This window comes from Raineya sp. (assembly GCF_053497555.1).
In genome coordinates this window covers 41,131-61,787 of the sequence record NZ_JBRCWE010000022.1, presented here as the reverse complement: position 1 = coordinate 61,787, position 20,657 = coordinate 41,131, and the positions used below count along the sequence as shown (strand labels likewise).

General features: G+C 38.3%; 21 protein-coding genes. 8 read left to right on the top strand and 13 right to left on the bottom strand.

Annotated elements, in window-relative coordinates; genetic code table 11:
- Positions 1-21: 21 nt before the first annotated feature.
- Complete coding sequence (accC, locus tag ACWITO_RS02555; protein ID WP_448528438.1) at positions 22-1,527, top strand: acetyl-CoA carboxylase biotin carboxylase subunit; 1,506 nt, start codon at positions 22-24, stop codon at positions 1,525-1,527.
- Positions 1,528-1,568: 41 nt separating this feature from the next.
- Positions 1,569-3,281: a T9SS type B sorting domain-containing protein gene (locus ACWITO_RS02550; protein ID WP_448528437.1), complete on the top strand. Its 1,713-nt coding sequence runs from the start codon at positions 1,569-1,571 to the stop codon at positions 3,279-3,281.
- Position 3,282: 1 nt separating this feature from the next.
- On the opposite strand, the gene ACWITO_RS02545 is transcribed toward ACWITO_RS02550, so the two are convergent.
- Entirely contained in the window at positions 3,283-4,206 is a 924-nt protein-coding gene (locus ACWITO_RS02545) for a PfkB family carbohydrate kinase (RefSeq protein WP_448528436.1), read from the bottom strand.
- Between the two features lie 202 nt (positions 4,207-4,408).
- Between ACWITO_RS02545 and ACWITO_RS02540 the strand changes: the two genes are divergently transcribed.
- The 3 genes from ACWITO_RS02540 (at position 4,409) to ACWITO_RS02530 (ending at position 5,350) form a co-directional block, all read left to right on the top strand.
- The gene (locus tag ACWITO_RS02540) at positions 4,409-4,729 is read left to right on the top strand and encodes a helix-turn-helix domain-containing protein (protein ID WP_448528435.1); all 321 of its coding nucleotides are present in this window, start codon (positions 4,409-4,411) and stop codon (positions 4,727-4,729) included.
- Between the two features lie 99 nt (positions 4,730-4,828).
- Complete coding sequence (locus ACWITO_RS02535; protein WP_448528434.1) at positions 4,829-4,999, top strand: hypothetical protein; 171 nt, start codon at positions 4,829-4,831, stop codon at positions 4,997-4,999.
- The gene (locus ACWITO_RS02530) at positions 5,000-5,350 is read left to right on the top strand and encodes a transposase (RefSeq protein WP_448528433.1); all 351 of its coding nucleotides are present in this window, start codon (positions 5,000-5,002) and stop codon (positions 5,348-5,350) included.
- A 102-nt stretch (positions 5,351-5,452) separates the two neighbouring features.
- Here the strand turns inward: ACWITO_RS02530 and ACWITO_RS02525 are convergent, their stop codons facing one another.
- Both ACWITO_RS02525 and udk read right to left on the bottom strand, forming a co-directional pair.
- Entirely contained in the window at positions 5,453-6,007 is a 555-nt protein-coding gene (locus ACWITO_RS02525) for a hypothetical protein (protein ID WP_448528432.1), read from the bottom strand.
- Positions 6,004-6,627, bottom strand: coding sequence for a uridine kinase (gene udk, locus ACWITO_RS02520; protein ID WP_448528431.1), 624 nt, complete (start codon positions 6,625-6,627; stop codon positions 6,004-6,006). Before udk ends, ACWITO_RS02525 begins: the two co-directional genes overlap by 4 nt.
- Before the next feature lie 138 nt (positions 6,628-6,765).
- Here udk and hppD point away from each other — a divergent pair, with 138 nt between their 5' ends.
- Positions 6,766-7,857 carry a 4-hydroxyphenylpyruvate dioxygenase gene (gene hppD, locus ACWITO_RS02515; RefSeq protein ID WP_448528451.1) on the top strand — a complete coding sequence of 364 codons (1,092 nt, stop codon included), beginning with the start codon at positions 6,766-6,768 and terminating at the stop codon, positions 7,855-7,857.
- A 67-nt stretch (positions 7,858-7,924) separates the two neighbouring features.
- On the opposite strand, the gene ACWITO_RS02510 is transcribed toward hppD, so the two are convergent.
- The 6 genes from ACWITO_RS02510 to ACWITO_RS02485 form a co-directional block, all read right to left on the bottom strand.
- Positions 7,925-8,842, bottom strand: coding sequence for a hypothetical protein (locus tag ACWITO_RS02510; RefSeq protein ID WP_448528430.1), 918 nt, complete (start codon positions 8,840-8,842; stop codon positions 7,925-7,927).
- Positions 8,843-8,852: 10 nt separating this feature from the next.
- A complete protein-coding gene (locus ACWITO_RS02505) occupies positions 8,853-9,890 on the bottom strand; it encodes a cytochrome-c peroxidase (RefSeq protein WP_448528429.1) in 1,038 nt (345 codons plus the stop codon).
- Positions 9,891-9,964: 74 nt separating this feature from the next.
- Positions 9,965-10,777, bottom strand: a complete 813-nt coding sequence (locus ACWITO_RS02500) for an MbnP family protein (RefSeq protein WP_448528428.1) — start codon at positions 10,775-10,777, stop codon at positions 9,965-9,967.
- 32 nt (positions 10,778-10,809) lie between these two features.
- Positions 10,810-11,205, bottom strand: a complete 396-nt coding sequence (locus ACWITO_RS02495) for a hypothetical protein (protein WP_448528427.1) — start codon at positions 11,203-11,205, stop codon at positions 10,810-10,812.
- A complete protein-coding gene (locus ACWITO_RS02490; RefSeq protein WP_448528426.1) occupies positions 11,202-11,588 on the bottom strand; it encodes a hypothetical protein in 387 nt (128 codons plus the stop codon). Before ACWITO_RS02490 ends, ACWITO_RS02495 begins: the two co-directional genes overlap by 4 nt.
- Before the next feature lie 83 nt (positions 11,589-11,671).
- Positions 11,672-12,046 (bottom strand): hypothetical protein, encoded by a 375-nt coding sequence (locus ACWITO_RS02485; RefSeq protein WP_448528425.1) that lies wholly within the window; start codon positions 12,044-12,046, stop codon positions 11,672-11,674.
- 271 nt (positions 12,047-12,317) lie between these two features.
- Between ACWITO_RS02485 and accD the strand changes: the two genes are divergently transcribed.
- The gene (gene accD, locus ACWITO_RS02480; RefSeq protein WP_448528424.1) at positions 12,318-13,181 is read left to right on the top strand and encodes an acetyl-CoA carboxylase, carboxyltransferase subunit beta; all 864 of its coding nucleotides are present in this window, start codon (positions 12,318-12,320) and stop codon (positions 13,179-13,181) included.
- Position 13,182: 1 nt separating this feature from the next.
- Here accD and ACWITO_RS02475 read toward each other — a convergent pair whose 3' ends face one another.
- Positions 13,183-14,574: a CapA family protein gene (locus ACWITO_RS02475; RefSeq protein WP_448528423.1), complete on the bottom strand. Its 1,392-nt coding sequence runs from the start codon at positions 14,572-14,574 to the stop codon at positions 13,183-13,185.
- Positions 14,567-15,187, bottom strand: coding sequence for a LysE family translocator (locus ACWITO_RS02470; RefSeq protein ID WP_448528422.1), 621 nt, complete (start codon positions 15,185-15,187; stop codon positions 14,567-14,569). Before ACWITO_RS02470 ends, ACWITO_RS02475 begins: the two co-directional genes overlap by 8 nt.
- A 338-nt stretch (positions 15,188-15,525) precedes the next feature.
- Between ACWITO_RS02470 and ACWITO_RS02465 the strand changes: the two genes are divergently transcribed.
- A complete protein-coding gene (locus ACWITO_RS02465; RefSeq protein ID WP_448528421.1) occupies positions 15,526-18,339 on the top strand; it encodes a PKD domain-containing protein in 2,814 nt (937 codons plus the stop codon).
- On the opposite strand, the gene ACWITO_RS02460 is transcribed toward ACWITO_RS02465, so the two are convergent.
- Positions 18,332-18,814 carry a tetratricopeptide repeat protein gene (locus ACWITO_RS02460; protein ID WP_448528420.1) on the bottom strand — a complete coding sequence of 161 codons (483 nt, stop codon included), beginning with the start codon at positions 18,812-18,814 and terminating at the stop codon, positions 18,332-18,334. The genes ACWITO_RS02465 and ACWITO_RS02460 overlap by 8 nt on opposite strands.
- A gap of 79 nt (positions 18,815-18,893) precedes the next feature.
- Positions 18,894-20,630 (bottom strand): tetratricopeptide repeat protein, encoded by a 1,737-nt coding sequence (locus ACWITO_RS02455; RefSeq protein ID WP_448528419.1) that lies wholly within the window; start codon positions 20,628-20,630, stop codon positions 18,894-18,896.
- Positions 20,631-20,657 lie beyond the last annotated feature (27 nt).

Sequence of the window (20,657 nt, the reverse complement as noted above, 5' to 3'; positions counted from 1 at the left end):
AATTTCCCAAAACAAAAAAGTATGCGAAAAATTCAAAAGATTTTGGTTGCCAATCGTGGTGAAATTGCTTTAAGGGTAATGCGTTCTGCCAAAGAAATGGGATTGCAGACGGTAGCTGTATTCAGCGAAGCAGATAGAAACGCAATGCACGTCAGATTTGCCGATGAAGCTGTTTGTATTGGCGAAGCTCCCAGCAGTCAGTCTTATTTGCGAGGCGAAAAAATTATAGAGGTTGCTAAAAAGTTGAACGTAGATGCCATTCACCCCGGTTATGGTTTTTTATCTGAAAATGCTCAATTTGCCAAAATGGTAGAGCAGGCAGGAATTATATTTATCGGTCCGCCTGTGCAAGCCATAGAAGTAATGGGTAGCAAACTTGCCGCCAAAGAGGCTGTTCGGGCTTTTGGTGTGCCAATGGTGCCAGGCACCGAAGGGGCTATCAGCGATGTAGCAGAAGCAAAAAAAATAGCCGCTGAAATAGGCTATCCCATTCTCATCAAGGCTTCGGCGGGGGGCGGTGGCAAAGGTATGCGTATTGTAGAAAATGAAGCCGAACTTGCTGAGCAGATGGAAAGAGCTATCAGCGAGGCGATTTCTGCTTTTGGTGATGGTTCGGTATTTATTGAAAAATACATTACCGCTCCCAAACATATTGAAGTACAAGTGCTTGGCGATAAACACGGAAATTTGGTGTATCTTTTTGAAAGAGAGTGTTCTGTGCAACGTCGTCATCAGAAAGTAATTGAGGAAGCTCCTTCGCCTGTGGTTACGCCAGAGGTTCGTAAAGCTCTTGGCGAAGCCGCTATCAAGGTGGCAAAAGCCTGTGGTTATTACAATGCAGGAACCGTAGAGTTTGTAATGGATAGCAATCTGAATTTTTATTTTTTGGAAATGAACACTCGCCTGCAAGTAGAACACCCCGTAACCGAGCAAATCACAGGTATAGATTTAGTAAAAGAGCAAATTCGTATTGCAGAGGGAAAACCTTTGAGTTTTACTCAAAACGATTTGAAAATTCTCGGACACGCCATTGAAGTACGTGTCTATGCCGAAGACCCAACCAACAATTTCTTACCCGATATAGGCAAATTGCAAACCTATAAGCGTCCCCAAGGTTTGGGCATACGCGTAGATGATGGCTTTGAGCAAGGTATGGAAATACCCATTTACTACGACCCAATGATAGCTAAACTCATTGCCACAGGCAAAGACCGAAACGAAGCCATTGAGCGTATGAAAAGAGCCATTGATGAGTATCAAATTACAGGTATTGAAACCACTTTGGGCTTTTGTAAGTTTGTACTGGAACACGAGGTTTTTCTATCAGGCAAGTTTGATACCAATTTCGTAAAACAATATTTTAGCCCTGAAAAATTACAAACCTCGCCCAACGATGATGCCGAAAAATTAGGGGCTGTGCTTGTAGCTTCTTTGCTTTCGCAAAATCATTCCATTAGCAATGGTGCAATGAGTAGCAATGGGCAAAAAATCAGTAATTGGAAGAAAAACCGAATACTTAAAAGGTAATTTAGGCAAGAATTTTGCTTGATTTTTTCCAAAATAATGCAATGCTTAAAACTCTTTGGTATATCTTGGTTTTGGGACTGACTTTGCAAGTCGCTTGGGCACAGCCCAACTGCTTTTATGCAGTGGGCTACTCACCTTCGGCTTCGCAGGTGCGTATATGTGTGGGCAGACCTATTACGATGAATGATGTCGCTTGTACGAGTTTTGCCCCAGACCCTACGAGGCTCTACAAGTTTTTCCCCTCAATGACGGCTACGCCCTCCAAAACACATACCTATACCCAGCCTGGTACTTACACCGTAGAACTTATCGGCAATGTTCCTGCTCCGGGTACAGGGAATATCAATTCTATTCGCAACGATTATGTAGTGGTTTTACCTACACCCAAGCCCAAAATTCGTCTTACGCGTTGTGCCAATAGGCAAGTAAAAATTGAGGTTTTAGAATTTGCCCCCTACGACCGCTATAAGGTTGATTTGGGGAATAGTGCTACGCAGTACATTACCCCTTCTACCAATCCTTTTACTTACAATTACCCTGCCGCAGGCACTTACACCCTAAAAATTGAAGGCGAACACGCTCTTTTGAACCTTGCCAATGATTATTGTAGCGGCGTAAATGCCGATACTACAATTGCAGGTACGATTATTTATGATAACCTTTCAGCTATTGCAAGTAGTTTTAGTGTAATGCAAGAAGGACTTGCCTCTACTTGCGAAGGGAAAATAAAAATTACGATTCCGCAAGTTTTTGCCGATATACGCTACGAGGTGTATTTTTCAAAACAAGGGCAAAATCCTGAACTCTTGGCAACTTTTGAAAATCAGAGTCAGCAAAATGTAGTTTTTACAAAAGAAAAACTCAATACATTAGGGCAAACGCATCAGGTGCTTATACGTTTGCAAGATAAGTGTGGCAATCAGTATGATTTTACGCAAATTTTGCTTCCTGCTATCAGTGGATTGCCTTTGGAAGTTAAAAAGGTAAATGCTTCGTTTGATTTAGAAAACAATTTGCAAATTTCTTGGCAAGCCACAGGACAAGCCCCCGAAGAATTGCGAACTTATCAGGTTTTGGAAGGTACAAAAATGCTTGAACAAACTGCCGCTACACAGACTTTGCTAAAAGGTAAGGAAAAACAAAAAAGTTGTTATAGCGTAAGTTTTACGACACCTTGCGGCGTGCAGACGCTTTTTTCTAAACCTACCTGCCCAATGATTTTACAAGTTACAACAAGTAGCATCAGCGAAAGAACTTTGCAGTGGAATATGTATCAAAATTCTGATAATGAGCCTGTTTTAGCTTATCAGGTTATTAAGTACAATGCAATAGGGGGAGCAATAGATAATTTTTCGGCAGGTAGCAATCTTTCTTATACCGATAGTAAAGAGGACTTGGAAAATCAGGTGATTTTGTATCGTATCAGAGCTATCACTGCTTCGGGTGAGTATTTTTCAAATATGGTAAGGGTTGAGCGTCCTGCCCAAATTTTCTTTCCTAATGCTTTTACACCCAATGGCGATGGTTTGAACGATATATTTTTCCCCAAAGGTGTTTTTATCAAAAATTTTCAAATGTCTGTTTTTACACCTAATGGGCAAAAAATATTTGAATCTGCCGTTTTAGGTGAAGGCTGGGACGGCACATTTCAGGGTAAACCTATGCCACAAGGGGCATATATCTACCAATGTGTGATAGAAGATTTTATTGGAAAAAAAATACAACAATCAGGAACCGTATTGTTACAGCGATAATTTACGCCAAAGCAATTTCAAATTGCACCAAATCAATAAACTCGCGAATGCGGCTTTCAATTTCATTGATTTGCAGATTTTGCAGGCGTTCGGTGCCAAATTTTTCTACGCAAAGCGATGCCATTGCCGAGCCATAAATCACGGCATTTTTCATATTTTCAAAAGAAATATCCCCTGTTTTTGCCAAATAACCAATAAAACCGCCTGCAAAGGTATCGCCTGCACCTGTGGGGTCAAAAACATCTTCCAAAGGCAAGGCAGGAGCAAAAAATACTTGGGTTTGGTTGAATAGCAACGCTCCGTGTTCTCCTTTCTTGATAACCAATACTTTGGGACCCATTGTCAGGATTTTTCTTGCGGCTTTTACAAGAGAATATTCTTTGGCAAGCTGGCGGGCTTCTTCATCATTGATAGAAAGCACATCTACGAGTTTGAGCGTTTTCATTAGTTCGTCCCAAGCTGTATCCATCCAAAAGTTCATCGTATCCATTAGTATCAGTTTGGGGCGTTTGCGGAGGCGTTCTACTACGGTTCGCTGAATGGTAGGCGTGAGATTGCCAAGCATTAGGTATTCTGTATTCTGATAACTTTCAGGAATGATGGGGTCAAAATTGGCAAGTACATTTAGCTCTGTGGCAAGTGTGTCGCGGGTATTCATATCGTTATGATACTTGCCTGCCCAAAAGAAAGACTTTTCGCCTTGCTTAATCTGTAAACCTTCGGTATTGATGCCGTGTTTTCGGAACATTTCTATCGTTTCGGTAGGGAAATCATCACCTACTACCCCCACAAGATTGATATTTTTGGTAAAATAAGAGGCAGAAAGCGAGGCATAAGTCGCCGCACCACCAATAATTTTATCTGTTTTTCCGAAAGGGGTTTCAATGGCGTCAAAAGCAACTGTTCCGATAATGGTCAAACTCATTGGATTTTTATTTTTAGGTGAATAGCCGCAAACTTACAAAATTTTTGGGAAGGTGAATGAAGTTATTGAGAATTTTCATACTTTCTGAAATTAAAACTGGCTAAATCAGCAAGTTTTTTCATTAACAAAAGAATTTCAGGTGGTGCTTCTTTCCCTTTTTCTGAAATAAGTAATAAGCCACAAAAAAAGTATATTTTTGCGAATGCGAAAAATTAGTATTACTTCCACGGAAAAAGAATTGTTAGAAGCGGTAAAGTTCAAGAGCAAAAGCCCTGTTTTGAGGAAACGTTGCGAGTGTATTTTGTTAGCGTCTAATTTGGGTTTAACGGTTGCTCAATTGGCAGAGCATTTTTCTGTAACCCGAAAAACCATTTACCATTGGTTCAATCTTTGGGAAACATCTAAATTATCAGATTTAGAATCAATTCCAGGTCAAGGAGCTAAGAAGAAATTAGCCAGTATAAGTCAGACGGACTTGAAATTTTGCTGGAAGCCCATAGTCAGAACCTCAACGAGGTATTGAGCATTTTAAGCTCAAAGTATCAAATAGACGTATCAAAAAGGACTTTGATACGCTTTTTAAAAAGATAGCGGTTACACTTGGCGTAGGGTGCGTAAAAGCGTGGCTTCTAAAAGAGATACCGCTTTGTTTGAGGAAACTGCTCAAAAAATAGAGACTTTGTCAGATTTAGCCAAAGCCAATTACCTTAACTTGTGCTTCTATGATGAAAGTTATTTTGGTTTAGTGCCTGTGGTGCCTTATGCCTGGCAGCAGAAAGGAGCAACGATTTAATTGCCCAGTTTTAGAGGTAAGTATATCAATGTAGCTGGATTTTATCAGACCAATAATGAAAGAAAGATGTATTTGTTTGAACAAGAAACTATTAATGCCCAAAAGTTAGTAGATATGTTTGAGGATTTTGCTCAAAGTATCACCTGCAAAACGGTGGTCGTTCTGGACAATGCTCCTATTCATAAAAGTAGCTTATTTCAAAGTAAAATAAAGAAATGGGAAGAAGAATATGATTTGTATTTATTCTTTATTCCCCCTTATTGTCCAGAATTGAATCTAATAGAAATTTTTTGGAAAAAAGTAAGTACGAATGGCTTTCTTTGCAAGCCTATAACTCTTTTGATAACTTGAAAAAAGAGCTAATAAGTATCTTTCAAAATAAACATCAAAAATATAACATTAATTTTGTCTGACTACTTACTATTCGTAAAAAGCTGAAATAAAAAATTTACCCTAACTTTTGTCATCAACCTTTTCGGCGTAAATTTCAAAGTTTTCAGCTTTTGCAAAAATCATTTTTTGCTTGCCTTTAATGCTATAACGCAAAATTTTTTCTGCTTCCAAGTGCAAATTCAGTTCTTTTTCCGAGGAATACAAAAAATTTTCTGTTTGCAAAAAAGCCCTAATATGCAGAGGCTTTTGACTTTTATCAAATTTTATCTCCAAAAACTTTACTTTCAAATCATTACTTTTAGCTTGGTATTGCAAGATAAGTGTATCGCCTTTTTGCTCCTTTTTCTCATCATATAAGCCCCTAAAAGCGGATTTATTGATATTGGCTTGCTCAAAAAATGCCAACTCTTTTTCCCAACGAATATCTGAAACTCTTTTCTGCTGTTTTTGCTTTTCAGTAATAGTAGTTTTAAGAAAAACTTGCTCTTTTTGGGGATATAGTTTTTGCAAAAAAGCCTCTAAATCGTAGTAATAACTGATATTTTCAGCTACTTCCTGCGGCTTGGAGCAAGCAAAAAAGAGAAGCAAAGCAAGCCCCCAAAATGCTTTTTTCATTTTTGTTGAATTTTATTTCTTAAATAACTCACAAGCATTTCCAAAGGTTTCTGAAAATGCTTGTTATTGGGAATAATTATATCTGCCTCGTTTTTGAAAGGTTCAATATAACGCTCGTAGGTAGGGGCAACGTGCTTTTCGTAGCGGTACAGCACATCAGAAAGGTCGTAGCCACGCTCTACTTGGTCGCGATGAATACGGCGTTTTAGTTTGATATGCTCTTTGGCATCAATAAAAATCTTTAAGTCTAATAGTTCGGCAATTTCTTTGAAGTAAAATACAAAAATCCCCTCTACGATAATAATAGGAGCAGGCTTAAAAATCAGGGTTTTAGGGACTATATCAGGGTTGTTGTAAGTATATTCCAAACGATACACCACCTCGCCGTTGCGAAGTTTCTGAATATCGCGAGCGTATTCGTGAGCATTGATAGATTCGGGCAAATCAAAGTTATGCACACCATTCTCATCAACAGGTTGCTCTTCGCGTGGGCGATAGTAGTTATCTTGCGAAATAAGGCAGACCTCCTCTTCTGAGAAAGCATTGAGCAAACCTTTCAGGAAAGAAGTTTTGCCCGAAGCACTCCCCCCTGTAATACCTACAATAAAAGGCTTTTGCATAGAAGTAATTTTTTTCGCCTGCAAAATTAGAAATCTTTGCCAAAATGCTGATAAATGCTTTTGGAAAAAATGCAAAAAAATCTTATTTTGGTGCAAAATTTTGTTTGTCCTTTTCTTGAACATAAAAAATTTACTTTTATGGAAGATTTTTTGCCTATTCTCGGAACAGACCACATTGAATTTTACGTGGGCAATGCCAAACAAGCCGCTTATTTCTACCAAGCCGCTTTTGGTTTTGAGCTTGTAGCTTATGCTGGACCCGAAACAGGAGTACGCGATAGAACTTCGTATGTATTGCAACAAAACAAAATTCGCTTTGTGCTTACCGCTCCAATGTTTCCTGAAAGCGAAATTGCACAACACGTACATAAACACGGCGACGGCGTAAAAGTGCTTGCCTTGTGGGTAGATGATGCCGAAAAGTCGTATTATGAAACAATGAGCCGTGGAGCTAAATCGGCTTTTGAACCTAAAAAACTGCAAGATGAGTATGGCGAAGTGGTGATTTCGGCTATCCATACTTACGGCGAAACTATCCATACTTTTGTAGAACGCAAAAACTACAAAGGTGCTTTTATGCCCGGTTATGTGCCTGCCAAAAGCACTATGAAAGTTGAACCGATTGGCTTAAAGCACGTAGATCACTGCGTTGGCAATGTAGAACTCGGTAAAATGAACACTTGGGTAGAATTTTATGAAAAAGTAATGGGCTTCAAGTTGCTCGTAACTTTTGATGATAAAGATATTTCTACCGAATACTCTGCTCTTATGTCCAAAGTGGTTTCTAATGGCACGGGCTATATTAAATTCCCTATCAACGAACCCGCCGAAGGTAGAAAAAAATCTCAAATTGAAGAGTATTTGGATTTCTACAAAGGTCCAGGTGTTCAGCATATTGCTATTGAAACCGAAAATATTATTCATACCGTTAGCGAACTTCGTCGCCGTGGCGTAGATTTCTTGTATGTACCCGATAACTACTATGATGACCTCTACGACCGAGTAGGTAAAATAGACGAAGATGTCCAAAAACTGAAAGAACTCAACATTTTGGTAGATAGAGATGACGAAGGGTATTTGCTACAAATTTTCACTAAACCCGTAGAAGACCGCCCTACGCTCTTTTACGAAATTATCCAACGCAAAGGTGCAACCTCTTTCGGAAAAGGTAATTTCAAAGCCCTTTTTGAAGCCATTGAGCGTGAGCAAGCCGTAAGAGGTAATTTGTAAAAATTACCTTTCCCAACAAATTCTTATTTCAAAGCCTTCATCTTTTTTGATGAAGGCTTTACTATTTTTAGAACAATACCGATAAATGTAAATTCCAACGATTTTCAGCACGAATTTCGCCATTGCCCAAATTTTGAGCAATAGGCATTTGCATATTTACTCCTACACTTACTTTTTTGAAAGCGTACCAATCCAATCCAAAATTTCCTGCCAGCAAACTGCCCCCTGTTTCCGCTACAATCTCGCTATTTCTTTCATCTTGGGCTGAAAGTTCGTAATAAATCCCGATATGAGGCATTAGAGCAAAATTTTTACCTAATTGCTGAACATAAAACACATTAGAGTTTCCACTAAACCGATTTCCAAAACGATAGTTTTTAGGATTGGCAGTGTTAATTTTATAGCTCACATCTTGATTGAAGCCAAATTTTGCATAACGCAGATTGTAAAAGGCTGTGAGCAGAAAATCAAAACTACCCGAACCCAACTGAAAATTTGCATTAGCCACCTGACTGCCGTCTTGCTCACTATAATCGTACCTGCCCGTAGGTATTTTTACTCCTCCGCCTATCCATAAGCTATGTTTCCACTTGCTTGGAATGGTATCGCCTTTCATCTGCCTATTGAGTACATTGTAACTTGCTAAAAACATCATATCATTAAAGCCTTGAAGGTCTTTACGCAGATTATTGATGTCTGTTTGATAGTTGAAAGAATAAGGCAAAAAAGTGAGAATTTGCAATTTGGGGGTAGGGTAAAATCGTCCCCAAAGCTCTGTGGTATGAAAATACTCTCGTGTGCGTAAAATACGCGAATTTAAGTGCGATTTAAAACGCAAACTCCGATATCGTAAGCCTATAAAGTTTTTATTGAATTGTGGCATTAGCCCCAAATAATAGCTTCCTACACCACAGCCACAAATATCACAGGCATTGGATACAGAAACATAACTGATAAAAACAACCAAAAACCAATATTTTTTCATAAAAACAAGTTTATTCTTCTTGCAAAAGTGAATTGCGGATAAACTCCTCATCAGTCAGTGTTTTCAAAAAAGCGATTATTTTTTGCTTTTCATCTTGCGTAAGCGGTATGCCCAAATGTCCATTGGATTTGAGTAGGGGGTCAAGCGTAGGGCTATCCTGAACACCAAAGCTATAATGGTCAAGAACTTGCTCCAAATTTCTAAATCTGCCATCGTGCATATAGGGGCGAGAAATTTCTACATTTCGCAAACTGGGAACTTTGAATTTGAACCTATCCTGCGGATTGAGCGTAATTCTGTACCTACCCGTATCTATGGTATCCACGCCATTAAGTTGTATGGTACGCAGTGGCAATCCATTGTTACGAAAATTATTATCAGTAAAAAGTTCGCCTTTGTGGCAAGAGGCACACTTTTGCTGAAAAATCTGCAAACCTGCAAGTTCTTGCTCGTTAAGATTGGCTTCGCCACGCTTGTATTTATCGTATTTGGAATTTGCCGAAACTGCCATCAATTGGAACTGCGAAAGAGCTTTCAAAAACCTGTCCAAATTGATTTCAGGCGTGCCAAAGGCTTTTTCAAAAAGACGTGGGTATTCGGGGTGCTTACGAAGTTTGGCAAGAACATTGCTTATTTTCTCGTCCATTTCGTTTTCTGCTTCAATGGGTGCAATAGCAAAAAGGTCTAAATGAAAAACTCCTCCGTCCCAAAAAAACTCCTTTTCCCAAGCCAAATTCATAATAGGCAAAGCATTGCGAAGGGTTAGTTTATCGTCAATACCGTGGCTCAAATCGTGTCCGTGTTGGGTAAAAGCTGCACTCGGAATATGACAGCTTCCACAGCTAATAGAACCATCACGGCTCAAAATGCCATCAAAAAACAGCTTTTTACCCAAAAGAAACCCATTTGTAGTGATAGGATTTTGGGAAAAATCGTAATTAGGTTCGGGAAAATGAGCAGGTTTCTGAAAGCGAATAACAGGCTCAGTGTTTCGCTTACACGCAAAGAAAATGAAAATCGCTAAAAACCCATAGATAAACTTTTTCATAGCTTTCCAATTTTTTAGAAAAGCCCCTCTTTCAGAAATGGGAAAGAGGGACTTTGCAAACTTTTCAAAAAATCTTAATGTCCATCGTCGTGCACGTGGTCGTAGAGAAACATATTTTGGTAGTTGTTGGCAATATTTGGACCCAAAGGGCTAACCATTACGGTATGATTGTTAGCAATTTTGAGTTGGTAATTTCCATTGAAAAATTTGAGGAAATCTGCTATCAAATGCAAGGAAGGAGTTTTCCCCTGACGCACTTTAAGGCGGTCGTTACCAAAGCTCAATGTTACTTTGCGTATGCAGTTGATGGTAGGTGTAGAATACCCGCCAAAACCTCCAATATGATAACGGAACTTACCATCTGTCGCCGCAGATTGAGGCGAAGTACCTTCAAATTTCACAAAAATATAGCCTGTATTCCAACTCCAATACATACCTTGTGCCGCCCCTGCAATATCCAAAACCCCTGTACGCTCTGAAACAGGCTTGGTATTGCGTAAGCTATCTACCCCCACCAAGAAAGAAATTTCGCTGTAATCGCCTTCGGGAATGCCTGCTATCATACATTTCTTGCTTGCGGCGTTTTCTTGGTCTATCAGAAAATAGCTCTGCTCTTGGGGAACAACAAAAGTAGCACCGCTGGCAGTTTTTAGCTCAATATTGCTGATAAAGTATTTGAGCAAAGTAGGCGTAAAAGTTTCACCTGTAAGAGGATTGGTGTAAGAAACATTCAATTTGAGTTCCTGTGTGCCTACAAAATTATCAAAATACACTTCGGCACTACCACTTTTGTTGGGGTCGGGACCTGGCTCTACGTTTTTCTTCTTGCAAGCAAAAAAGCCCACAGCAAGAGCTAAAACACCAATTTTCAAAATAGATTTGTTCATACGTGTAGATTTTTTGGTTTTAGGTTAAAATTTTAATGATTTTCGTTTTTGCAAAGACCTACGATTTCGTGAAATACATCGTGCAGGGCAGAGAGTTTCTGCTTAATGCCTTCATCAGTAGCTTTTGGGCTTTTGATAAAAGCATCTAACTCTTTGCTTCCCTTTTGCAGTTTTTTTACTGCTTCTTTAATTTTAGGCGTGTTGTATTCTTTGGGAATAGCAGATTTTGCCAAAAGATTGGCTTTTTCAGCCATTTCACTGCTTCGTTTCTTGATAGGCTCTAAATTGCCCTCTTCCGAAGGGTGAAAGGTTTGGGACATTACTACGTGAAACTCTTTGAGTTCCTTCCATTTATCCCAAATAGATTGAGCCTGCAAGAGATATGCAAAACTCATCAGAAATACTAAAACTGAAATTCTCTTCATCATAATTTTTTGGATTTGCGGGTTTGTAAAAAGTTTTGGCTACCTCTTGATTGTTTTTCGGCAAAGAAAAGTCCAATCCTGACCACAAAAAACAAAATAACTCCTATTAAGAGGGTTAGCACAAGGTATGTTTTCCAATGAGCTTGATGTAAAGTAGGGTTTTGCATCATATCATAAAGTTTTATTAGGCAAGCCCCTTCTATAATCGTAAGCCCAATGAGCGTAAAAGAGAGCATCACAGGCAAAGTCTGGAAAATTAGCAGGGTTTGGGTAAGTAATTTTTCCAATTTACTTTGCCTTTTGCACAAACGTCCTTTGGCATCTACATAGTAGATACGGGAAAGCTGAGGCAACCTCTCGCTTTCTTTGATTTTTGAGGTTCGCATCTGACTGAAAGCATTAGGATTTCAGGCAAAAAATGATTTTTTGCTAAAAATAGAACAGAAGTAAAGCAACAACCTATCAGATGCTATACGCGTGGCGGGTGAAAAGTATCAAAAAGATATTCTTGATGAGGCAAAAGCAAGAAGAAAGTCGGAAAAGGACTTTTGATTTCGTTGAAAGACTGCTGGAAAGTGAAATTGGGTAGGTTTTCTGCAAAAAGCGTGAAGGAAAAAACTTCTATGCGTTCTTTTTGAGTTTCTTTTTCTTGTTTCTGCTTTTCGGCAAGTTTTTTCATCAAATAACACTTACCACCGCATTTGAGCTCAGGCTTGAAACGATTTTCGCAAAGATTTTTGGCTATGTAACTTTTGTTGAGTTCAAAAGAAACCTTCACCCAAAACGTTTGTAAGGGTTGCAGAAGCGTAGCAGTAAGCAATAATATAGGAATAAAACGCTTCACTATTTTTACAACTTTGTTGCAAAGGTAAAGACTAAAAAAGTATTTCACAAAAATTTCAGGCTGATTTTTATCAGCAATTTTTCTTTCTTTAATGAAGCCTAAGTACTTCTTTTCTGCATTTGAAAAAATTTGGGAGATTTTTTCTCTTGTATCTTGATATTTAGCTTATTTCCTGTTTCCTGTATCCTATTTCCTGTTTCTAATACCAAAAATAGCTTTCTTGTTTTAGAAAAATTCGTAACTTGCACCGCTCAACATAAACACAAGCAAAATGAGTTGGTTTATCAGACAAGAAAAAGGCATTCAGACCCCTACTTCGCAGAAAAAGGAATCGCCTGATGGGCTTTGGTATAAATGTCCTTCTTGCAAAAAGGTAATGCTTACACACGAATTGCAAGCCAATTACTACACTTGCCTGAATTGCAATTATCACGAAAAAATTGGCTCTGCTGAATATTTTGCCATACTCTTTGATAACAACGAATTTACCGAACTTCACCCGAATATGACCTCCGCCGACCCGCTCAAATTCGTGGATAGCAAAGATTATCCCACTCGTATCGCCGATGCCCAAAGAAAAACAGGCTTAAAAGATGCTATCCGTACCGCTTACGGCAAAATGAATGATATAGAGATTGTGATTGGCTGTATGGATTTTGAGTTTATTGGTGGCTCTATGGGTTCGGTAGTGGGTGAAAAAATTGCTCGGGCAATAGATTTTTGTTTGGAAAAGCGTTTGCCTTTACTGATTATTTCACGCTCGGGGGGGGCAAGAATGATGGAAGCTGGTTTTTCGCTTATGCAAATGGCAAAAACTTCTGCCAAACTGGCTCTTTTGGATAAAGCGGGCTTACCTTATATTTCCTTGCTTACAGACCCTACCACAGGTGGCGTTACTGCCTCTTTTGCTATGCTTGGCGATTTCAACATTGCCGAGCCCAATGCTTTGATTGGATTTGCAGGTCCAAGAGTAATTCGTGAAACGATTGGTAGAGATTTGCCTTCGGGCTTCCAGACCGCAGAATTTGTTTTAGAACACGGCTTTTTGGATTTCATTGTTCATCGTAAAGACCTTAAAGATGAGCTTACCTCACTGCTGAAAATGATTTCACCCAAAAACGGCAATGGAAAATAGGCTAAACAAGACTTTGGTCAAATATTTTTTGCCAAAGTTCGTATAAGTGCATTGCCTCTTTTATACATTTTTTACTCATAAATGCAGGAGCTTCGTTTCTTTGAATTTGACTAATCAACCGCTCCAAATGCAAAAAACGAAGTTCTTTTTTTCCTTTTTTGCTTCCCCACAAGTACGTAGGCAATACCTCTACCCTACTGAGTTGGGTGTGCGTTTCCTTTCCACAAGTACCTTTTGTGATATGCAATTTTAGCAGGGGAATAAGTCTATCCCAAACAAAAATATCGTAAGCTACAAAATCGGCAAGGGAATAAATGGCAAAGCCCTGTTTCTTTTTTTGTGTAAAAGGACAAATAAAGTCGTATTTTTCCATTGGTTGCGGGTTGTGCGGGTGGCTTCCCAAAATAATATCCACGCCACACTCACCGAAAATTCGGTGAAAAATTTGAATGGTATGCTCCGAAGGATACATCTGGTAGGCGTTTCCTGTATGTAAAGAAAGTACAACCAAATCGGAGCCTCGTCTGTGGGCATTTTCTACATCTTTTCGCAATTTTTCCAAACTGCAATCAGGGAAATTGAGCCTTTCGTAATTTACTAAATATTCTTTGCCTTCGGGTAAAACTTCTCTATTCAATGAGTATGTGTAGGCGATAAAAGCAATTTTAATGCCCTCTCGTTCCAAAATAGGGAAATTATCACGCTCCTGCCAATTGCGGGCTGTACCTGTAAAAGCAATTTTCTTGCTTTCCAGAAATTCAATTGTTTTGTAAATACCTTCCTCTCCCATATCCAAACTATGGTTATTGGCAGTAGAAAGAATATCATAACCTTTGTAATGCGGCTTTCCACTGAAAATTTCAAACATTTCGGTATTAGCATTGAAAAGCATATCTGTTATCATCACTTCGGGAACGAGTGAAGCTGATTTTTGTAAGTGGATGGGTGTTTCTAAATTCGCAAAAACAATATCTGCATCAAAAAAGAACTCTCCTACTTCGTTCCAAAGATTTTGGGTATAGTTTTTTTGTATCCAAGCATAAGGCATTAAATCGCCTCCGACAGAAAGGGTAATTGTATTTTGAGCCGTAAAACTTTCAGGCAGAGAAAATTGGATTTTTTGACTTCTAAAATGCTCTACAATAGACTTTAAAAAGTAAAGTGGTGTTTGGAAATAGTATTTGTAGCCTAAAAAAAATATATCTTCACGAGTGCAAAAAGGCGGATTTTCCTCAAAATTGGCAAGAGGCATTTGCCATTTTTTGCCTTTTAGCATTCTGAAAAAGCCAAAAAATATTTTCAGAACAATAAGCCAAAGTTTGCCTCGTAAGCTATAAGGCAAAATTTGTGGAAAAGGATTTTGGAAAGAGATTTTTTGAAAATTTTTAGGCATACTTTGTAAAAGCGTCAATGAGCAGTTTTATGCCAAATCCCACAAAAATAACCCCCGAAACCTGATTGAAGCGTTGCATAATAAGTGGTGTAAATAATTTGCGAAGTCTTGAAGCCGAAAAAGAGATGCCCACTTCTGTCAGGAAAATAGCGAGCAGGCAAAAAATAAAAAATACAATTTGCAAATTGAAAGGGAAATACTTTTCTGTTTGCAAATGAGCTACAATAGCCACCCAAAAAAAGAAGTTTACGGGGTTGAGAGCATTTAGTAAAAAACCTTGTCCAAAATAATATAAAGCATTCCCCAAATGCGTTTTTGTGCGTTTAATTTCTATTTTTTTCTTGAAAATACTACCTGCTCCTAAACCTACTAGAAGCACCCCTCCTACCAAACTGCTGTAAAAAGGCATTTGAGGGGTATCGGGCAAGAAACTCGTACCCGCCATAGCCGCCGAAATAAAAAATATATCTGAAAACACCACTCCCGAAGCTATGAAAATACCACTTTTGTAACCGAAATCTATACTATTTTGGATAAGGGCGAAAAATACTGTTCCGAGCATACAGCTTAAAACTACCCCTGTTCCAAAGCCCGAAATAATTGCATCAAACATTCACTCTTTCAATTTGGGGCTGAAAATAGTAAATTTATACTAAGATTAAAATGATTTTCGTAATTGTTTGGGTATAGTTTGCAGTAAGGAAACAGGAAACAAGAAACAGGAAACAAGATTTTAGAAAATAGATGTCAGGCAGAAAAAATACAGAGAAAGCCCAAGAATCAAGAATAAAAGTAAAAATCTCAAATTTTAGAAATTTATGAGTTAGCATTTTACAAAGCCGATTTAGTTGAGTAATTTATCATTGAAGTAAATTCAGCCTTTATTTTGCTTGAAAGTGATTTTTTGGTTACTTTTGTTTGGGGTTTGGTATCAATTTAAAAGTTTTGACTATGAAAGTTTTTTACGCCCTTACGATTAGCTTATTTCTATTTTCTGCAAATATTTTAGCACAGTGTATTCCCAGTGGCACAAGTTCCTTTGGACTTCCAGCACTTATTTGTCCTGATGAAAACGTAAATTTTTCCAATCCTCATAGCTCAGGCTTTACTTATGAATGGGATTTGTGTGGCAGAGATATGGAAGCCCCCCCACAAGTAACCTTCCTGACAGGAATGATAGGCAACGAAGGATTGGGACAAACCCAACTTGTGAGCGAAAATGGAGAGTATTTTTTATTTGTAGTAGCTTACAACACTTCTCGTCTTTATCGCATTGATTTAGGGAATAATCCTCAAAATCCACCACAAGCCATTCACAATTTAGGTAACTTATCAATTTTGAACAGACCTTGGACACTGGAAATTATCAAAGACGAAACATCAGGGATTTGGTATGGAGTAACTTGCAACTATCTCTCTAATCAATTCATTCGTCTTAATTTTGGAACTTCTATAAAAAATACTCCCTCGGCGAGTTTTATGGGAAGTTTAGCCCCTTCATATACTTTTACAGCCGCAACTAAACTGATAAGAGATGGGAATAATTATTACTTTTTCATTTCTGGATATTTTGCAAATGCAATTGCAGTAGTTGATTTAGGAAATAGCTTAAACAATAATTTTTCAATGAGTAACATTATCAACACAATAAGTTTAACTATTTCAAATCCTGAAACTATGGATGCTATCAATGATTGTGGCGTATGGAATTTACTCATTGTATCATCAGTAGGCAATAGACATATCATTTTTGATAATGGCTTAAATAATAGTCCCTCTATTGTTAATGAACCCTATAGCACTGGATTTGGAACAGCAACAAGTGTAAAACTCTGTAAAGAAAATGCTAATTTTTATGCTGTTACCACAGATGCATTAGGCAGAGTACAGGTCAGTTCTTATGGCAATAGCATTAGCAATAACGCTGTCTCAAATACTTTCTTGGGTACGATTTCATCATTAACAAACTTTCAACAAATGTACGGTGTATGTGTTTTAAACTATCAAGACAATTTTATTTTCATAGGAGCTAACTATTTTGCTAACCAACTCTTTCGCATAGATTTTCAGCGTCAGTGTGGTGAAAATGTTTCTTTTTCTACGACTTACAATCCTTCTAATATACGTTATCGCAATGTAGGCTCGCACCCCGTTACCTTACAAGTAAAAGATAACACAGGGAATATTGTACATTTCTACGAAGGAAATGCTAATATCAATCCAACTACTACCGTAGCTAATTTTGTTGCTAATGATGTTTGTATCGGCTCACCAGTCGTATTCAATAATACTTCTATTGGTAGCGATAGCAATGTGCTTTCTTGGCAATGGAATTTTGGCGATAGCAATACTTCTTCACTCAAAAATCCCACACATACGTATAGCAGTGCAGGCAATTATACCGTAACCCTGACCGTCAATAACTTAAATGGCTGTGTAAATAGTATTAGTAAGGTTGTAAGAGTATCAGGCGGGGTAACAGCCGACTTTCAAGTCCCAGCAACAGCCTGCGTAGGACAAGCCATTAGTTTCAACAATTTTTCAACTTATACCAATGTTCCTTTTCACGCCGCCACTGGCTTTTATTGGAACTTTGGCGATGGCACTTACTCCCCTTTTCAGAATCCTACCAAAACCTACAACACCGCAGGAACTTACAACATCACGCTCACCGTACAAGATTCAGCAGGTTGCACCAATAGCATTACTAAAAATATCCAAATTTTGGATAACCCCGCTGTTTCTTTTAGCTTCCCGCTCAATATCTGTGCAGGCGTACCTGTGCAGTTTATCAGTTCGGCAACGAATGCTACCGAATATTTGTGGTTTTTTGAAGGGCACGGCACAAGTACCCAAGCCAACCCCACCATCACTTTCCAACAAGGTGGCTTTTATGATGTAACCCTACAAGTAAAAAATAACAACAACTGCATCAATACTTTCACTATTGAAAATATCCCTGTCTTTGATGCTCCCGCTATTATTTTCACAACCCAACGTTTTCTGGATAACCCCTTGCGGGTGCAGTTCAACAATTTTACTTCGGGGGCTACTAGCTACGAATGGAGTTTTGGCGATGGTAATACTTCTTCTTTGCCTCAACCCACTCACACCTTCTCGCAAGCAGGTGAATATCTGGTAAGGCTCAAGGCTATTAGTCCTAATAATTGTGAAAGTTCGTTTAGTCAGATTGTAGGAGTTGGGACACTCAAACCCAATATAAGCCTCAATGAATTAGGTTTTGAAAACAACCAAATCAAACTTACTTTGGAAAACAAAGGAAATACCTTACTCAATAATTTACAAATTTTCGTTGAAATTGCCGATACTACTTTCAGAGAAACCTACGCTCCTATTATTGGAAGAGGTGAAATAGTAGATTATACCTTGCAAACTATTATTCCGAATGAGATTTTAGAGAAATCAAGGTATTTTTGTGTGAAGGTTTTGCCTAAGCCCTCTTTACAAGATACCGACCTTTCGGATAATCAAAAATGCTTCAATCTTTCCAATCGTTTGTTTGTGTATGAGCCTTATCCCAATCCTGCTCAAAATGAGGTAAAAATAGCTTTTACTGCTCCCAATAGCGGTGAATTACTTTTCAGAATTACAGATATGCTCGGAAAGTCTATTGTCAAAACGGGCATTGCCAGCCAAGGCTATAATGAAGAAGTTTTAGATGTAAGAAGTTTTGCCAAAGGGGTGTATGTAATTACTTTGGAATTTGGTGGAAGTATTATCCACAAAAAATTGGTTATCAATTAGTTTTCTGACAAAATTTTTGATAGCTTTCTATTGCTTTGGCGTGTTTCAAATCTTTAGCTTTACGAAACTCCAAACACGCTCCCGAAGTATCCTTGAACTGCAAACGCAAAAGTCCTCGCTGAAAGTAGGCTTCTGCTTCTTTGGGATTTAGAGAAATAATTTTATTGAAATCATTGATAGCCCCCGACTCATCTCTCATACTGATTTTCACTTTACCTCTCAAATAATACCCTGCTATGTTTTGAGGCTCTTTGCGTAAAAAAATGTTAATCGTTTCCAATGCATCCAAATAGTTTTGCAAACTATCCAAAATATAGGCTTTTTGAAGCAAAAGCTGATTTTTATTTGGGTTTTGCAAGATTTCTTGTTCTGTTTTCTGCAAGCGTTTTTCTAAAACCTGCACATAGTTTGTTTTCGGACTTTCAGCGGTTTTTTGAGCATTGCAAGCACCAAGCAGTAGTAAATTACAGCACAAACAAAGCAATTTTACCGCAAATTTCTCCTGAAAAAGGAGAAACTTGCGGCAAAAGCAAAAGGGTAAATACGCAAAATAATTATTTAGGTTTGTTTCCACCTGTTTTGGGAGCAGGTTTAGTATTAGGAGCGGGCTTCTTGGTATTATTAGCAGGTTTCACATCAGGAATAGCCTTCAATTTGAGCAAATCCTCTGCTTTTTTCAAAATATCTCCGTCATTCTTTTCATCAACAATTTTTTGGGCAAATTCTTTGGCTTTGGGCAAATCTTTTTTAGCGTAGTAATAGCCCATCAGATAGTTGTAGGCAGAGGCTCGGTCTTTGCGATATTTGGCAAGTTCTTTTTCTTTGTCTTGTGCCTTTTCAATGAGTTTATCTGTTTCGGCAAGGTAGGTTTCATAAGGCTCTTTTGCAAGTGCCTTGTCGTTGATGTCGTTGCTATTTTGCGATAAGCGGTTGTTGGCTCTATAAATCAAAAGTTTTGGATAATCAGGGTATTTTTGAAAACCTTGTGCAAAGATTTCATCAGCTTTTTCGTAGTTTTCCTTGCTAAGCATATACGAATAGCCCGCAAATACATAGTTTTCTATGCCAAACTGCTTTTTATTGAGTTTGTTTTTAGCAATTACTTCCTCAAAAGTCTTACCTGCTTCGGTGTATCTTTTTTGGCTGTATAGCGAATCGGCTATACGGCGAATATAATAAATGCTTTCTTCATCATCGGGGTTCAAATCGTAGGCTTTGCGAAGGTTGGCAAAAGCTTCATCATTGTTTTTATTGAAGAAAGCAATATCTGCCAAACACTCATAGTCAGAAGAGAATAGTTTGATACCCGATTGTAAAACTCTGCTCATATAGTTTTGAGCCTCAGCAGTTTTACCATTTTTTTGCAAAGCATACGCCATCCAGCGGTTAAATTCAGGATATTTTACTTTACCTTCCATAGCTTTTAGCTCTTGCAAGGATTTTTCGTATTTTTCAGTCTTATACAAAAATATGGCATATCTATAACGCACTTCATCACTTTTTTCGGAACGAGCCATATACTTATCGTAATAAGCTATGGCACTATCCAATTTGCGTGCTTTGGCATACAACTCCGCAATTTTGCGATAAATAGGGGTGTAATCAGGTGCGGCTCGCATAATTTCTTTGTACTCCTTCAAAACATCTGTATAGTCGGGATTTTTGCCAAAAAGATTAAACTCCATACGTTTGGTGAGAGCCTTACCGCTTTTACCATTGCTTTTAGCTTTGGCAAAATCATAATTGGCGATAGCTTTGGGACCATTTTCTGATTTTTTGGTTAGCATATAAGCATCGCCCAAGAAAATATAAGCATCTTCTGTAACGTTTTTGTGTTTGATAGCCTCTTCTAAAATCTTGATAGCCTCAAAGGGGTCTTGGTAGGGGGTATCGTGGCTGATATATACCTCGCCAGCACGCAAAAGCACATTGTAGTCTTTGGACTTGGTTTTCTTGATAACTTCATCAATCATAGCTTTTGCACCCACTTTATCGCCTTTCATTAGCTTTACTTCTGCAAGCCCAATTTCGTTCAAGGGGAATTTTTTATCTGCCTGCAAACCTTTCTCAAATTGTGCTTGTGCTTGGTCAGTTTCGCCTGTTTTGGCATAAAAATAGCCCAAATAGTAGTAATGCTCGGCGGTGGGTTTGCTACTTACGAGTTGTTCAAAAACTTTCTTGGCAGAGCTAAATTGCTCCATATCCATATATTGCAAGCCTTGCTGAATGGTTTGAGCCTGCAACACATAGCTGAAAATAAAAGCCAAAGCCAATAGACTAACTTTTTTCATTTGTGTTTGAATTTTATGGTTTGAAAA

Excerpts from the sequence above, each read along its gene's own strand:
- accC (WP_448528438.1), top strand. The coding sequence starts at position 22 with ATGCGAAAAATTCAAAAGATTTTGGTTGCCAATCGTGGTGAAATTGCT.
- udk (WP_448528431.1), bottom strand. The coding sequence starts at position 6,627 with ATGCAAAAGCCTTTTATTGTAGGTATTACAGGGGGGAGTGCTTCGGGC.
- ACWITO_RS02490 (WP_448528426.1), bottom strand. The coding sequence starts at position 11,588 with ATGCGAACCTCAAAAATCAAAGAAAGCGAGAGGTTGCCTCAGCTTTCC.
- ACWITO_RS02470 (WP_448528422.1), bottom strand. The coding sequence starts at position 15,187 with ATGTTTGATGCAATTATTTCGGGCTTTGGAACAGGGGTAGTTTTAAGC.
- accD (WP_448528424.1), top strand. The coding sequence starts at position 12,318 with ATGAGTTGGTTTATCAGACAAGAAAAAGGCATTCAGACCCCTACTTCG.
- ACWITO_RS02550 (WP_448528437.1), top strand. The coding sequence starts at position 1,569 with ATGCTTAAAACTCTTTGGTATATCTTGGTTTTGGGACTGACTTTGCAA.
- ACWITO_RS02465 (WP_448528421.1), top strand. The coding sequence starts at position 15,526 with ATGAAAGTTTTTTACGCCCTTACGATTAGCTTATTTCTATTTTCTGCA.
- ACWITO_RS02455 (WP_448528419.1), bottom strand. The coding sequence starts at position 20,630 with ATGAAAAAAGTTAGTCTATTGGCTTTGGCTTTTATTTTCAGCTATGTG.
- ACWITO_RS02525 (WP_448528432.1), bottom strand. The coding sequence starts at position 6,007 with ATGAAAAAAGCATTTTGGGGGCTTGCTTTGCTTCTCTTTTTTGCTTGC.
- ACWITO_RS02500 (WP_448528428.1), bottom strand. The coding sequence starts at position 10,777 with ATGAACAAATCTATTTTGAAAATTGGTGTTTTAGCTCTTGCTGTGGGC.
- ACWITO_RS02510 (WP_448528430.1), bottom strand. The coding sequence starts at position 8,842 with ATGAAAAAATATTGGTTTTTGGTTGTTTTTATCAGTTATGTTTCTGTA.
- ACWITO_RS02475 (WP_448528423.1), bottom strand. The coding sequence starts at position 14,574 with ATGCCTAAAAATTTTCAAAAAATCTCTTTCCAAAATCCTTTTCCACAA.
- hppD (WP_448528451.1), top strand. The coding sequence starts at position 6,766 with ATGGAAGATTTTTTGCCTATTCTCGGAACAGACCACATTGAATTTTAC.
- ACWITO_RS02545 (WP_448528436.1), bottom strand. The coding sequence starts at position 4,206 with ATGAGTTTGACCATTATCGGAACAGTTGCTTTTGACGCCATTGAAACC.
- ACWITO_RS02495 (WP_448528427.1), bottom strand. The coding sequence starts at position 11,205 with ATGATGAAGAGAATTTCAGTTTTAGTATTTCTGATGAGTTTTGCATAT.
- ACWITO_RS02540 (WP_448528435.1), top strand. The coding sequence starts at position 4,409 with ATGCGAAAAATTAGTATTACTTCCACGGAAAAAGAATTGTTAGAAGCG.
- ACWITO_RS02505 (WP_448528429.1), bottom strand. The coding sequence starts at position 9,890 with ATGAAAAAGTTTATCTATGGGTTTTTAGCGATTTTCATTTTCTTTGCG.